This is a genomic window from Caedibacter taeniospiralis (genome assembly GCF_002803295.2).
Lineage (GTDB): Bacteria > Pseudomonadota > Gammaproteobacteria > Francisellales > Francisellaceae > Caedibacter > Caedibacter taeniospiralis.
In genome coordinates this window covers 1-14,517 of sequence record NZ_PGGB02000012.1, presented here as the reverse complement: position 1 = coordinate 14,517, position 14,517 = coordinate 1, and the positions used below count along the sequence as shown (strand labels likewise).

At 41.5% G+C, this 14,517-nt stretch carries 14 protein-coding genes; 4 read left to right on the top strand and 10 right to left on the bottom strand.

Features of this window, described 5'->3' with window-relative positions:
- Positions 1-64 precede the first annotated feature (64 nt).
- The 6 genes from CU053_RS05430 to phhA form a co-directional block, all read right to left on the bottom strand.
- Entirely contained in the window at positions 65-466 is a 402-nt protein-coding gene (locus CU053_RS05430; protein WP_100550965.1) for an acyl-CoA thioesterase, read from the bottom strand.
- 35 nt (positions 467-501) lie between these two features.
- Complete coding sequence (locus CU053_RS05425) at positions 502-843, bottom strand: hypothetical protein (protein WP_158107025.1); 342 nt, start codon at positions 841-843, stop codon at positions 502-504.
- 161 nt (positions 844-1,004) lie between these two features.
- The gene (gene rpmE, locus CU053_RS05420; protein ID WP_100550963.1) at positions 1,005-1,223 is read right to left on the bottom strand and encodes a 50S ribosomal protein L31; all 219 of its coding nucleotides are present in this window, start codon (positions 1,221-1,223) and stop codon (positions 1,005-1,007) included.
- Between the two features lie 117 nt (positions 1,224-1,340).
- A complete protein-coding gene (locus CU053_RS05415) occupies positions 1,341-2,078 on the bottom strand; it encodes an FAD-binding oxidoreductase (RefSeq protein ID WP_100550962.1) in 738 nt (245 codons plus the stop codon).
- A gap of 244 nt (positions 2,079-2,322) precedes the next feature.
- Positions 2,323-2,658, bottom strand: coding sequence for a 4a-hydroxytetrahydrobiopterin dehydratase (locus CU053_RS05410; protein ID WP_100550961.1), 336 nt, complete (start codon positions 2,656-2,658; stop codon positions 2,323-2,325).
- A 27-nt stretch (positions 2,659-2,685) separates the two neighbouring features.
- Positions 2,686-3,510: a phenylalanine 4-monooxygenase gene (gene phhA, locus CU053_RS05405; RefSeq protein ID WP_100550960.1), complete on the bottom strand. Its 825-nt coding sequence runs from the start codon at positions 3,508-3,510 to the stop codon at positions 2,686-2,688.
- A gap of 273 nt (positions 3,511-3,783) precedes the next feature.
- On the opposite strand from phhA, the gene CU053_RS05400 reads away from it, so the two are divergent.
- Positions 3,784-4,071 carry a coiled-coil domain-containing protein gene (locus CU053_RS05400; protein ID WP_100550959.1) on the top strand — a complete coding sequence of 96 codons (288 nt, stop codon included), beginning with the start codon at positions 3,784-3,786 and terminating at the stop codon, positions 4,069-4,071.
- 85 nt (positions 4,072-4,156) lie between these two features.
- On the opposite strand, the gene CU053_RS05395 is transcribed toward CU053_RS05400, so the two are convergent.
- Together CU053_RS05395 and CU053_RS05390 are read right to left on the bottom strand one after the other, a co-directional pair.
- Positions 4,157-5,890 carry a DEAD/DEAH box helicase gene (locus tag CU053_RS05395; RefSeq protein ID WP_100550958.1) on the bottom strand — a complete coding sequence of 578 codons (1,734 nt, stop codon included), beginning with the start codon at positions 5,888-5,890 and terminating at the stop codon, positions 4,157-4,159.
- A 246-nt stretch (positions 5,891-6,136) separates the two neighbouring features.
- Positions 6,137-6,730, bottom strand: a complete 594-nt coding sequence (locus CU053_RS05390) for a superoxide dismutase (RefSeq protein ID WP_100550957.1) — start codon at positions 6,728-6,730, stop codon at positions 6,137-6,139.
- A gap of 107 nt (positions 6,731-6,837) precedes the next feature.
- Between CU053_RS05390 and grxD the strand changes: the two genes are divergently transcribed.
- The 3 genes from grxD (at position 6,838) to CU053_RS05375 (ending at position 8,827) form a co-directional block, all read left to right on the top strand.
- Entirely contained in the window at positions 6,838-7,176 is a 339-nt protein-coding gene (gene grxD / locus CU053_RS05385) for a Grx4 family monothiol glutaredoxin (RefSeq protein WP_100550956.1), read from the top strand.
- A gap of 186 nt (positions 7,177-7,362) precedes the next feature.
- Entirely contained in the window at positions 7,363-8,541 is a 1,179-nt protein-coding gene (metK, locus tag CU053_RS05380) for a methionine adenosyltransferase (protein ID WP_100550955.1), read from the top strand.
- 37 nt (positions 8,542-8,578) lie between these two features.
- On the top strand, positions 8,579-8,827 hold the full coding sequence (locus CU053_RS05375; RefSeq protein ID WP_158107024.1) for a hypothetical protein: 249 nt from the start codon (positions 8,579-8,581) through the stop codon (positions 8,825-8,827).
- An 80-nt stretch (positions 8,828-8,907) separates the two neighbouring features.
- Here CU053_RS05375 and CU053_RS05370 read toward each other — a convergent pair whose 3' ends face one another.
- Positions 8,908-11,814 (bottom strand): hypothetical protein, encoded by a 2,907-nt coding sequence (locus CU053_RS05370; RefSeq protein ID WP_100550954.1) that lies wholly within the window; start codon positions 11,812-11,814, stop codon positions 8,908-8,910.
- A gap of 403 nt (positions 11,815-12,217) precedes the next feature.
- Positions 12,218-14,500, bottom strand: coding sequence for a glycosyl hydrolase family 18 protein (locus CU053_RS05365; protein WP_100550953.1), 2,283 nt, complete (start codon positions 14,498-14,500; stop codon positions 12,218-12,220).
- Positions 14,501-14,517: the final 17 nt, after the last annotated feature.

Here is a 14,517-nt window from a genome sequence, read left to right as displayed (position 1 = left end):
ATGTTCAAATTAGCTCAGCTAGTCCTGCGATTTTTAAACGCAGAAGCCTAATATTCAACTCATCCTATGCGTTTTCTAATAGCGATTTAATGTCATCTGGCATTTTATAAGGTCTTTTTGTCTTTGGATCGAAACAAACCAACTTTACCTCACCAGTACAATAAACATTGTCGTCATTCTCTAGCGTGATTTCATAAGCCAAGGTAAAACTTGAGTTGCTTATCATAAGTGGTGTTTGCTTGATTTTTAGCATATTCGGATAAGTAACTGGCTTTTTATAATCTGCCTTTTGCGATGCAATGACAAATTGCAGAGCATGTGCTTTAGTCCATTGCTTAAACCTTAACTGCCCTTCTTGCCACTGGAAGCGAACTTCTTCAAAATACCTGAAATAAACACTGTTATTCACGTGCTGATAAGCATCCGTATCTGCCCATCTTACTGGTATCTTCACTGTAAAACTCATGTGGTTAAATATCTCCTGTTTTTCTACCTTTTAAACTAAATCGCTGCTATGTCTTTAGGTTTTTCAACCCAATCATGAGAATACATTTTTGGTGAGCTACTAAGCAGCGCCATATTTACATCAGCGACATATCCTGATGCGCCCCAAACATTGCTATTCCCGACAACTTTTAAAACTGCCTTTGCACGACTAACTATAACGTTAATCATATTTACTGTTCCTGAGACCCAGTTTATTGCCCCATATTTATTAGGATTACCACCTAGCAAGAAAATGACAATATCAGACTGCTTCCCTTGAAATGTATGTATCGTTCCAAGATTTTTTCCGCAAAATTCTTTGCCTATGGACGAGAACTCACGGGAACTACGCATCAATTTTTTAAATCCTAACGAAACACCAGTTAATACGAAGTATGAAATGCCTAGATTTAAAGGCGATGAGAGCTCATCTTCAAGCCTGATTCTTTGGCGTAGTATAAAAATAAAAAAGCGCCTTTACGGCGCCATTATAGCATTCAGATTCTGTGTTATTAAATCTATAACTTACGAGACTTCAGGTCACCAAAGCGTTTTTGGAAGCTATCTACGCGACCCGCAGTATCAACCACACGTTGCTTGCCTGTGTAAAACGGATGACACATGGAGCACACATCCAGCTGAATATCCTTACACCTAGTTGAACGCGTTTCAAACCTATTACCACAACTGCAGCTTACTGAAACACTTTCATATTTTGGTTGAATCTCTAAATTCATGTTTACTTACCTCTTTAGCTAAATTCTCGCCGCCACCTAAGCCCATCTTAGGCACCGCAGAGTAAAACGCTCGACATCATAACGCAAAGCGCGTTGTCTCTCAAGCATTTAGGGTTATTAATTTGAAGAAATATATTTCTCGCGACGCACACGTTTTGCATCAAATCCACGCTCTGTTAGCAAGGCAAAGGAGTCATCAATCATATTAGGATTGCCACATAAATACACAACATCCTGCTTAGAATCAAGGTCAAGATTTCCAAAACAGTGCTGGACATATCCCTTGATTTCATCCTTTGCTAATGCTCTATTCTCACGACTTAAACATACACTAAAGTGCAGATTTTCCAGTTTACTAACATACTCACGAAAGTCCTCGGCATAAATTTCATCGACCTGATACTGCACCCCCAATAAGACATGAACTTCCCGTATATTGGCGCTTAACAGCGTTTTTAGTGTTGGTAGCATCGCACGATATGGGGCAATACCAGTACCCGTTCCAACCAAAAGAAGTTTACGAATCCTCTCGTCCTCTTTTAACACCAGACGTCCCGCGGGTCCCATGGCATTAAACTTATCCCCTGGCTGCATATTAAATAAATGCTCCGAAGCTATTCCACCCTCAACGTATGAAATAGCAATTTCAATGTCATTTGTCTGGTCAGGAATACTCGCCACACTGTAACTTCGCCTCCTTACTTTCGCATCCTCGTGGTCAAATAAAAAAGTAATAAACTGACCAGGCACAAACTCAAATTTGCCGCCATCGACTTTTTTAAATACAAGATGTTTTACATTTGGGGCAATTTGTTTAGTTTCAACCAACTGCACCTCAAATCGCTCAATTGCCATATCTTTAAATATTAGAATTTTTTAGATGAGCACAGTGTACGGATCTTGCCATCAATAATCTATGATTTTGTGATGGGAATTTCCAGGTCCACAAACACTTGTTTCACTACCTCAACGGGTAAACCGACAACCTTTATTTAAGGTCTCCTTCAAAACGCTCTACAAAACGTGCACCAATTCCTTGAATCGCATGGCAACTGCCTTATCCTCAAATTCAATCGCACTACACTAATAGTAGTGGATTTTAACTTAACAACGCATCGACCTTTGCGGCACAAATAAAATCATTCTCCGTTAAACCACCAACGGCATGTGTTGTAAAATGCACAATACAGCGGTTAAAACTGATCTCCATATCAGGATGATGTCCTTCGCTATTAGCAACCCATGCCACGGCGTTGACAAATGCCATCGTTTTATAAAAACCTTTGAAATCAAATGTACGTGAAATTTTTTTACCACAAGCACTTAACTGCCAAAGTGATATTTTTTGAAGATATTGTTTTGCCTCTTTAATGCTAAATGGCGCAACATCACCATATTCACAAGCCTGGCATTTTTTATCTAGCCGATTTTCCATCTATCTTCCTTAAACTAGCCAATATGTTTATTTCACTGCCTCAAGCTCCAAATCTGCAGCTAGTCTTTCCTTTTGCAGATAAAGCGCCTTAAATTCTGGTAGTGTTTGGGATTTTTTAATTAACTCAATAAAGTCATCTTTAAGCACGTTGTAAATACTCTCATATGAACGAATGACATAATACACGGGTTGATAGATATCGATGAGATACGGTGTCCTTAGAATATTTAGCGCATCAAAGCGTTCATAACGTACGCAAGGATCCTCTAGCGCATAAACCGTTTCCCCTATTGATGAGAGAACCCCACCACCATAGCAACGCAAACCTTGGGGCGTATTAATCAAACCAAATTCAACCGTAAACCAGTAAAAACGTGCAAGAAGCCTTTGGATATCATGAGGCTGACCAACCCCTAACTCACCATAACGCTGCATAAAGTCGGCATATACAGAATGCGTCAACATCGGGCAATGCCCAAATAGCTCATTAAATATATCTCGCCCCTGTAAATATTTAAGCTCGTCAGGTGTGCGAATAAATGTCGCACACGGGAACTTGCGTTCAGATAATAATTTAAAAAAGCGATCAAAACCAATCAGTGTCGACACAGGCTCAACTGACCATCCTGTCGTTTTTTGCAAGCACTGATTAACATCGGGTATTTGCGGAATACGATTTAAGGGGAAATTCAACAGCTGAAGCCCTGACAAATATTCATCACATGCCCTGGTTTTAACAATCTCCAGCTGCTGCTGAATAAGTGTTTGCCAGGTGTTGTTTTCAATCTCATTGTAGCTCACCAGTCCCCGATAATCGGGCTTCTTAGAAACATACTTGCTGATTGCCTTCATGCTCACTCTCCTTTGTAATAAAAGCATCTACTTTTGTATAATGTCCTCAAGACTTGCATGCGAGGTAACATAACATAGCTTTACTGATTTTGCACCTGCAACACATTGATAAAATTTCTTTTACTTTAAGCGAGAAAAAAAATTACATTTAAATATGATCTTGAGTCTACCAAAAAGGGACAAGCCATACGCCAAAATTGGCTAATTTGCTCATTTTGTTTAAACTACTTTAGTGCTATGATAGCGTCCAGATAAATTCACGGGAGCAGCAAAATGAGTGACGAGATGAGAGTAACAATTACACAAGATAAGTTAGTTGACATCTTAATGCACGCTGCAACAAGAGAAGATATTTCAACCTTAAGAAATGAAGTAAATCTGAGCATTGATAGCCTAAGAAAGGATATTGACCGACTTGATAGTCGCATTCACAAGTTAGACAACCGTATTGACAAGTTAGACAACCGTATTGATAGCAATTTTAAATGGCTTATGAGTACTGTCGTTCTCGCTATTTTAGTTCCAATTGCTTTAAAGTTTATCCCCATAGTCACACATTAAAATTGGCTGTGAAATTCTGTCAAAGCAGGAGTTTCTGGCATTGAACCTCGGCTGATTTTTTCATCATCCACAGCAAAAAGCTGCATTATCTTCTGTCTTCTTTGATTTCAAGCTTTTTGCCCGCTACCCAGACTTTCTTTAGGTGCTCTATGACGTTTTTAGGCGTATTACTTGGCAAATCCACCGTACTAAACTGGTCAAATAATTTAATATGCCCGATGTTGCGACTATTGATCCCCGCTTCATTGGCAATTGCGCCAACAATATTACGTGGCTCCACCCCATCATTACGCCCCACTTCAATGCGATAGGTCGTCATCTCCAAATCCGATGAATGACGTGGGTTTCTTTCACGAGCATCGCGCGAACCTCTTTCGCGACTACCTCCTCGAGCGCTGCGATCATCTCTATGATTACCGTGCCCCTCATTGCGACGACCATCACGATCGCCATATCCACGCTCAGTTCTTCCTGTTTCCTGTACCTGAATTTCTTTAACAAAAAGCTGTCTATCTCCTTGTGCCAAAAATGCTAAGGCTGCCACCATATCTTCAGCTTCAGAGCCATATTCAGTTGCAAACTCCTGCATTAGTGCTCTGAACTTCGTTAAATCTTTGTGGCGAATGATCTCAGCTACTTCATGCTTAAAGCGCACAATGCGTTTGTCAGTAATTTCTTTTGCACCTGGGAGCTGCATTTCTTCCATCGTGTCACGAATCATCCGCTCAAGTGTGCGTAACTGACGTAAGTCTCTTGTATAGATTAAAGAAATGGCATCACCTTCGCGTCCCGCGCGCCCCGTCCGTCCAATACGGTGTACGTAGGCTTCATTGTCTTGTGGCAAATCGTAGTTAATGACATGGCTAATGCGTTCAACATCCAAGCCACGTGCCACAACATCAGTGGCGACTAAAACATTGATCTTCGATGACTTGAGCTGATCAATAATATATTCACGCTGGTTTTGCTGCATATCACCATTAATGGCTACTGCCAAATGACCACGTGCTTTCAAACCATCAGCAACCTCAATAGTGGAAGTTTTCGTTTTGACAAAAACCATCACGCCATCGGTATCTTCAATCTCTAAAATGCGATCAAGTGCGTCTAATTTAGATAAGCCTTTGATCACTAAGAAACGCTGATGAATCGTTTTTGCTGTAGCTGTTTTTGTTTTGATCTGCACTTTACAAGGTTCACGCAAATATTCATGCACGATGTCCAGCACATCGCGCGGCATGGTTGCTGAAAACAGTAAACGCTGGCAGGATTCTGGCGTATGTGATAAAACCCATTTAACATCATCGATAAAGCCCATGCGCAGCATTTCATCTGCTTCATCAAGCACCAGCGCTTTTAAGGTGTCTAGTTTTAATGTGCCTTTACGCATATGATCCATCACGCGTCCTGCGGTACCGACAATGACGTGTACACCACGGCGAAGTGCCTGGATTTGGCGCCCGTATTCCTGACCACCGTAAATCGAAGCGACCTCAAGCTTAGCGATATTCTTAGAGAATGTTTCAAAAGCCTCAGCCACTTGAATCGCAAGCTCGCGTGTTGGTGTTAGCACCAAAACTTGCGGCATACGTTCCTGGATGGTCAAATCCATATTATTCAATAGAGGTAACGCAAAAGCAGCCGTTTTACCCGTTCCTGTTTGCGCCTGCCCTAAAACATCGCGACCCTGGAGTACAAACGGAATGGTGTTTGCCTGAATTGGCGTCGGCGTCTGGTAACCCATTGATTCAATGGCAGACAATAATTTTTCATTTAAGCCTAAGTCTTGAAAGCTTAAGCCTTGTATTTCAGTATTCATAATGATTTAAAACCCAAAAGTTATGATACCAATCACTGCCCTTCTGCGTTTTAAACGACTACAAACGATACGTGACGAGTATGTTGTTGATAAATTCAGGCGGTATTCTACCTGAATTTAATGAAAGGTACAGGAATATTTAAAGATATTTTGATTAAAATAGAAACAATCAACCACATACACGTAATCTTAGGAAATAAAAGTGAAATATAGACTCCTCGACAAACGGAGATTTTGGGTGAGGGTTTATTTTGCAAACTGTTTTGCAACAAAATCCCAATTAATGATATGCCAGAATTCTTCTACATATTTTGGACGCGCATTGCGGTAATCAATATAATACGCATGCTCCCACACATCACAGGTTAGTAGTGGGATATGCCCCTCTGTCAATGGACATCCCGCGTTACTCGTACTCACAAGTTCAAGCTCACCTGATTTGGCTTTAACGAGCCACGCCCAGCCAGAACCAAAAGTTGTGACGGCTGTTTTATTGAAGTCCTCTCTAAAGGCTTCAAAGCTACCAAACTTTTTCTCAATCGCCTGCAATAGTTTACCCTCTGGCTCTGGCTTTGCCTTGGCATTTGGGGTTAAACAATTCCAGTAAAAGGTATGATTCCAGATTTGTGCTGCATTATTAAATACACCCGCTTTGGAAGTTAAAATAATTTCTTCTAAAGATTTTCCTGCAAACGTTTTATGCTCATCTGCTTTTAACAAATTATTTAAATTCGTGACGTATGCTTGATGATGTTTGCCATAGTGATACTCTATGGTTTCTTCAGAAATAATGGGTGCTAACGCATTTTTTGGATATGGTAACTGTGGTAATTCAAACATTTCTTGCTCCTTGTTTATTGACCGAAATTTGGAATCTGATATATACTGCGCGCAATATAATACTAATCTCGTACCTTTTCAAGTTTAGGCAACCAAAGGAAATCAAAATGAATATAAACCATAACTTTGATGAAGCAAAAGTAATCGAAACGATACAATCACAAATTGCTAACAATGGTATTTTACTGTATATGAAGGGAACTCCTAAAATGCCTCAATGCGGTTTTTCAGCTCATGCTGTTGCAGCAATTCAAGCCTGTGGAAAACCATTTGCTTTTGTCAATATTCTGGAGAATCCTGAGATTCGTGCAACCTTACCAAAATATGCCAATTGGCCGACCTTTCCGCAACTTTATGTCAATGGTGAGCTTATCGGAGGTTGCGATATTATTCTTGAGTTGCATGAAAATGGTGAATTACAGGAAATCATCAATCAAGCCAAATAATTTTTATTAAACGCTTTGACACTCAGTCATAATGAGGCTAGCATCGCTGATGGAATTAACACTGTCGCTGATTTAACCACAACTTGCGGGCGACAAAAAATAACACCGCTAAAGCGTTTCTATAATTTCCCTCTTCACTCTATAGAATCCTTTTAGCTTGCAACAAACACAAAAGGATAATACACCATGGCAAATGATTTTCTATTTACCTCTGAATCTGTTTCTGAAGGTCATCCTGATAAAATCGCCGATCAGATTTCTGATGCCATCCTGGATGCCATTCTCATACAGGACAAACACGCACGTGTGGCCTGCGAAACCTTGGTTAAAACAGGAATGGCACTGGTAGCAGGTGAAATCACCACTTCAGCATGGGTTGATATTGAAGAAATCGTGCGCAACGTCGTGATTGGTATCGGTTACGATAAAGATGACCTGGGTTTTGATGGTAATTGCTGTGCGGTTATTAATGCTATCGGCAAACAATCCTCTGAAATCGCTCAAGGCGTTGATCGCGCAAACCCTCTTGATCAAGGAGCGGGGGACCAGGGATTAATGTTTGGTTTTGCCACCAATGAAACACCTACGCTAATGCCTGCAGCCATCTATTATTCGCATAAACTCATGCAGCGTCAGGCATTTTTACGCAAAAACAAAACGCTTTCCTGGCTTAGACCAGATGCCAAAAGTCAGGTGACACTGCGCTATGTCAATGGCAAACCGATTGGCGTAGATACAGTAGTTATCTCAACACAACATGCACCTGAAATTCCATATCATGTGATTAAAGAAGCAGTCATTGAAGAAATCATCTTACCTGTTTTGCCAAGAGAATGGATCACAGCTAAAACTCGCTATTTTGTTAACCCCACAGGTAAATTTGTCATCGGCGGTCCTGTGGGTGATTGCGGATTAACTGGACGCAAGATTATTGTGGACACCTATGGTGGAGCGGCACACCATGGAGGGGGGGCTTTCTCTGGCAAGGACCCCTCCAAAGTTGACCGCTCAGCAGCTTATATGGGACGCTATATTGCTAAAAACATTGTTGCCAGTGGTCTTGCTGACAAATGTGAAATTCAGGTTTCTTACGCCATTGGCGTGGCAAACCCAACTTCGGTAATGGTAAACACGTTTGGCACAGGCAAGCTAGATGATCATATGATTGAAAAGCTGGTAAGCGAACACTTTGATTTGCGGCCTTATGCAATTACCCACCAGCTTGATCTATTGCGTCCTATCTATCAAAAAACCGCCGCTTATGGTCATTTTGGACGTGAAGATACTGATTTTACGTGGGAGAAAACGGACAAAGCAGAAGCATTAGCCGAAGCGATCAATAATCTTAATTTATACGACAAATAATGTTCATTCCCCCATTCATACAAAACTAAGTAACCCCATGCGCATTCTCTTTAAAAAAGCTCTTCTCATCTTAATCGTTATTTTGTTATTCTCACTTGCCTTACTTGGCGCAATCTTGCCTATTATTCCTGGGTTTGTGTTCTTTTTTGCAGGCATTATTGTGCTGTCCTGGATTATCCCTTCCATGAGAAAGTTACTACATCAACTACTTCACCGTTTTCCACGAGTGGAAAAGCACATATTAAGGGCAGAAGAAAAATTAAAAAAGTGGTTTAGACATTCCTAAACCTACATAGGCTTGACAGAATTTCCGCTCATTTTTGCAAAGGCGTATACAATACGCCCCTACGCAATGCACCATCATATCTATAAGGCTTGCGGATTTTTATAATAGCCGATTATTTTATTCGCAAGCCAGCCATGATCGTCAGGATTGCTGAAATTTTTGATGACATTGGTAGTGTTTCCGCCACCCCATAAGATCGCAAAGATGTTATTTTCAGCAGCAAAAGTGAGTTTGCCATTATCCTTTGACCAATCAAAATTATTCTCGCGACCTTGGTAGTATTTCAAGTAGTCTCTATAAGTGCAACCTGGGAGAGGACAGCTATATGCTCCTGCCACAGGATAAGCCCCAACCGCGGTATTGATTGAGCTTAAGCCCCCATCGATCATATTGCTGAGGTCCCCTTTTAACGCTGAATCACCAAAGAAGTAGACTGGTGCGGTACTGAATATATAGTTACCACTCAGACCGTTGAGTAGCTCAGGTTCTCTCTCACCTACAAAGGGAAGATGAGAACCTGGAATCTGCCATAACATGATGGGCAGATTATCAAAATTACGACTCACTTCGCCAACTGCAGTAATGAAATTATCCCAGGACCGTGCGTTGTACAAGGTAGCCTGTCCTGCTCCTGCGCTGTCATCCGTTTCATAGCGATCAAAGACAAAATAATCAGGGGAATAGGGAGATTTTGTTTCAATAGCACTTGGCACATGAGTTTCAAGCCAGTTGCTAAGTGGAGTCGCATATACACTGGCAATCTCGCCCCGTGATAAATCCTTGTGTAGCCAATACCCAGAGTTCACCGCCCACATATTATCCTGCCAGCCAAAAGTTACCCCTTGATCTTTAGGCGCAAATGCACGAATTAACCAGTTATTTGCCTTTACCCATCCATCTAGCCCTGCTTTGAAATCAGGATGCTGATAGCGGCTTTTGTCGTAATCTGGATGACTGATGCAGGCCTGAAACCACTTTTCAAGCTGACTATCTTTATTATTGATTGCAACACCCCAATACTCATCTGTGGCTGAGCTAACAAGCCACGTTGGAAAGTTATCCTCAAGCATTTGCGTTAAAATTCCAAATGCGGTGCCGTGATAGGTTTGACCATAGGCACTTTTCCCACTCCATGACTTTGATTGCGGATCATTGTTGGTGTAAGTGTATTCATTTGTCATTAAACATAATGCCTGATCCACAGCCTCATTGACTTTATTGGCAGATAAGTCGTTATTAACCCCATCAATATAGTTATTTTGCTGTATGGCACCCAACAAATCAGGATTCATAATGAGTGATCCATAATAATTCTGTCCATTATAAGTCACAGGGTGGGTTTGTAATGCCATCGCATCGGCAATTAAACTGGAAAAATGACGTGCCATAATGTAGGTGGCACCCTGTTTATCAGGATTGGGTACAGCGCTGTTGCTAAAATCGGCATAGTTTTGCCCACCACTCATTTCCCCCGTATACTCGACAATCACCACGCGACTTGGGTGCTTGTTTGCTTCACTTGCGAGGGTTAAGTCTTTCGCCATTCTAAGCGCATTCATGGGCGGATCAATGACCCCAGGATCACCGTTGCCATTAACTCCCGCATATTTAAATACCGCATCCACGGGTCTGCCGCCAAAGGAGTCATCACCACCGCTATAAACCTGTGTTTCAGGTGAAATATTGGGTCCACCAATGGCTCCCATCGCAAGATAACTAGGCCAACCTTGAACCTTATTGTTTATTTTGGTTTTGTCGAAAACGAGATTAAGTGTGTTGCAGTTTTCACAATTTTGCACTGTTGTTTCTATTTTTGGTAATTGGTAGCGATAGCCATCTTCCGTTATTGACGTGGCAGCGACCTCATAGCTACCTTCTGGCAGATAAATACTTTGCTCACCATTTTCTACCGTTTGAGAAACAACTTCATGACCATCTTTTGCAAAGCTTATGATCGTTGATTTCCCCGTAGGTAAATTGCTAATGGTGGTCTTTAAGAGATAAGTTGCTATCGGTGTTTTACTGACATTAATATGCGTTTGGTATTGTGCAGTTGTTGCATCTGTGTTTACTGTAGAGGGTGACAAACTAAAGGCATATTGATTTTCGCTTCCCATTATATCAGGTGCACTTAAGACATAGCTTTGATTGGGCGCTAACTGCACTTGAACTTCACCATGCCATTGGGTCTCAACCGTATGCGTTTCTTTGCTTGTAATATTTTGAATCACCACAGTCACTTTATCGTTATTAACATCTTCGGGTTTAAACTCATCAAGGAAAATACTCAGATTTGTTTCCTGTTGCTGGTAATTTAAACTTACTTCAGTGGTCTTATCTTGTTCAATAGTAACAGGATTAGCTGAAGTAACAGTAATTGGTTCACGTAAACTGCCTTTTACAACATACGCCTCAATTTCATACTTGCCAGGAGTCACAGTGAGGGATTGTTTTGCAACCTGTTGCCAAGTGACTTGATAGGCAACCTGACCTGACTGATTTTTCAGCTGAATCACTGCATCTAAGGGAATATCTTGGCTGGAGGCTAGTTGTTTAAAATTCACAACGCCTTGTTCGTGGGTGTTGCTTCCTATTGTGAAATTGCTGATCGTATCGTTTAAAACACTGGGAGAATAGCTAAAAGACACAATTTCCCCAGGCTCAATGTTGACATCATCTTCAGGATAATAGTGTTTACCGATATCGATATAGACCTTATTACCCGTTTGGCTGAGATTTATCGCAGCATTGGCATCTTTATCCGCTACCTTTAATCCCCAAATACCAGAAATACTACCTTGAGCTAAATTAAAACTCACATCTTCCTGAGTCAGATCAACCTTGGCGTCGCAGGTAAAATTTAGCGTCGGCGTCCAGGTGTCGGCGTGATCGATGCGGGTAATTTGACAATTTGCTGCATATGAAGCGCCATAAAGGAGTCCCAGTGTATAAAGAGAAAGGGATTTTAGTGTTCGCATGTTCCTCATGTTAGGCTCTCCTGAGATCATATTGAGCTGATATTAAAGTCAGCTTGAGAATCTTGTGATCTCTGAGCAGCTGATGATCATGGTGTGAGCAGGTCACTAATTTATGTATTTTCATTGTGCGTTTCCTTTTGTTGAATACTTGATTGAGAATTGATTACTAACATGTTTTGTGAATGATATACCATATGATTAGATCGGAAAATGGGAAATTTTGGTGAGCAGAGGGAAAAATTACCCTTGCGCTAGTTGGCTTAAACTTTACATAAGCTGATGCTGTCATAATGTTATTTCTCCTGTGTGACCGCCAAGCCCACAGGATTGTTATGACAGCATCCAACACTAAATCTAAAGGTCAAGCCTTGAAAGTCTCCCTGGTTAAACCAGTGGCTTACCTATCCAAGAGTTACGCCGAAGTCTTAATCCCATCTACCCAAGTCCAGCCCTGGTAAGCATCTGAGTTTATAATCCATGTCATGAGTCCACCGTATTGCGGGTATTGATGTAGATTTCCAAGTTGGATGTCATTGAACTGACCTTGGCTTATATCTTCATTAATGTCACTTGGTTTATAAAGACCCACACCTGAACACATTGCTGTTGCAAGACAACTACCTTGCTGGTATTGTGCATCCGTGACACCGGGATCTTTAAAATCAGGAACCCCAAGTACAATCCTGGTACCACCAGGAACAACAAACGCATTGGGTGTAATTCCTGGAATTTCCTTACGCGTATCTGCACTTAAGAGACCAAAAGTCATGCTTAAGAAGCCTTCGTTATAGCCTTTTAGTCCGCCAAATTGCGCTCCTCCATATTGGTTATAAGTCTGGATTAAAAACGCATCAAACTTGGCGTTATTCACAAAATCCTGGGTATACATGGGTTCGGCAAACTGCGCACTGCCTGAAGCCCATTGCCCTGTGCCGTACCATCCTGAAATTTGTGGTGCGGCTGTTAGAATCAAATCTCTTCCAGTTTTAGCCTCAAATGCGGCGCGCATAGCATTGATATAACTGATCAGATTGGTACTCGTGGCAGAGGCATTTGGATGTTCCACATCAAAATCAAATCCATCAAAGCCTTGTGTGGCAAGAAATTCACCCATTTTAGTGCCTGCATCCGTAGACTTAGCACCCGATAGATCAGCTTCAAAGGTATTATTTGCACCACCGCCGACGGATAAAATGGCTAAATGACCCGCCTGATGAATCGCAGCTAATTGTGCTGGCAATCCAGCAAGCACTTCAGTAGAAAAAACGGCAAGATTTGGCGTATTATTGCTATCTTGCCCGCCAAATGCATAGACAAACACGTTATACCCGTGTGAAATCGCCTCTTTAATCATATCTATTGTCGTATCGGGCTGGGTCGTCCATGGGTCGCCATAAGCCTTCACATAACCAACGATTGCGTGTGCTGGCCACTTGGAGGTCGATTCTGCATAGCTTACACTGACGACCTGAGTATCAGTATTTGCAAGGAATGAGTTTGGCGTGACACTCGCGCTGTATTGGTTATAAGTACTTGCACTAATCTGCCAGGTATCCCCATTTTGAAGCACTGAAGTACTATAGCTTCCATTGCCATGAACAGGGATGGACTTTGTGTTTGTGCCATCCACTAGATTAATGGTTGTATTGGCGCCACTGGGCAGACCAGTAACATTGAAATTAAGCCTTTCACTCGGAATGATCTTGGCATCATAAGTGATTGAGACTGACGTGGTTTGATTATTGGCAATTGAAAAAGGGTGTGTTTCTCCCCCTTCTGGAACATATTGCGTGCCATTGTCAATAAATGCAGGGGTATCTAATACATAGCCATTTGCCACATCCAATGAGTCAACCACGGTTGCTGCTGAAAAATTCAACTGACCATTGGTGATAATACTGCCACCTTTTGTAATCGTGTAGTTTGGGGCAACAATGGGCGTACTCCCCCCTGCAGCAACTGCCGCGATCGATATCTTACCCTGTTCTTTAGGTTCTGGCTGTTCGTAGCTAATGGTTACCTGCTGGGTTTGACCATTACTTAATCTGAAGCTTGCAGGCTCTGCTTTTCCTATATCAACACCGCTATCAACATTTATGCTGGCAACCTTAACACTAAAGTCAGCACTACTTCCACTAAAGCTCACTTCTTGATGGTAACTTGCACCCCAGTCGCGATTATTGATCTCAACCACTTTTTGTGATCCTTGATAAATCGTTATATCTGGCCTCACATCAGTACTGATATTATCTGGCTTTTCAGGCAAAGTAATACGAATGGTTGCCTTTGAAGCAGGTTGATCAGTACCTATGTGGAAATTACTTATCGCAAAATTGTCATTCGATGGCGAAAAAGAAAGGGTTGCTGCCTGATTAGCAGGTAATATATATGCCGCATCAGGCCACCACAGTTTTGCCGTAGCTTCAACATGATTCTCTGTTTGCGTGTATCGTGTATTGGCATTAATTCCCCAAATAGAACTTACTTTAACGCCATTACTTACATCAAATGTAATAGGATTATCTAACAAGTCTGTATCTGTATCACAATGAAAAGTGAGGCTTCCCGTCCACCCAGTAACTGCTTTGTCTAAAAAACAATTTGCACTGGCAGTTGATGCTATACCTATAGCTAATGCCATCGAAACAGCTTGCACTGACTTTTTGATTGTACTTGAGCATTTTTTTAATTGCATGTAATTTATCCTCTTAA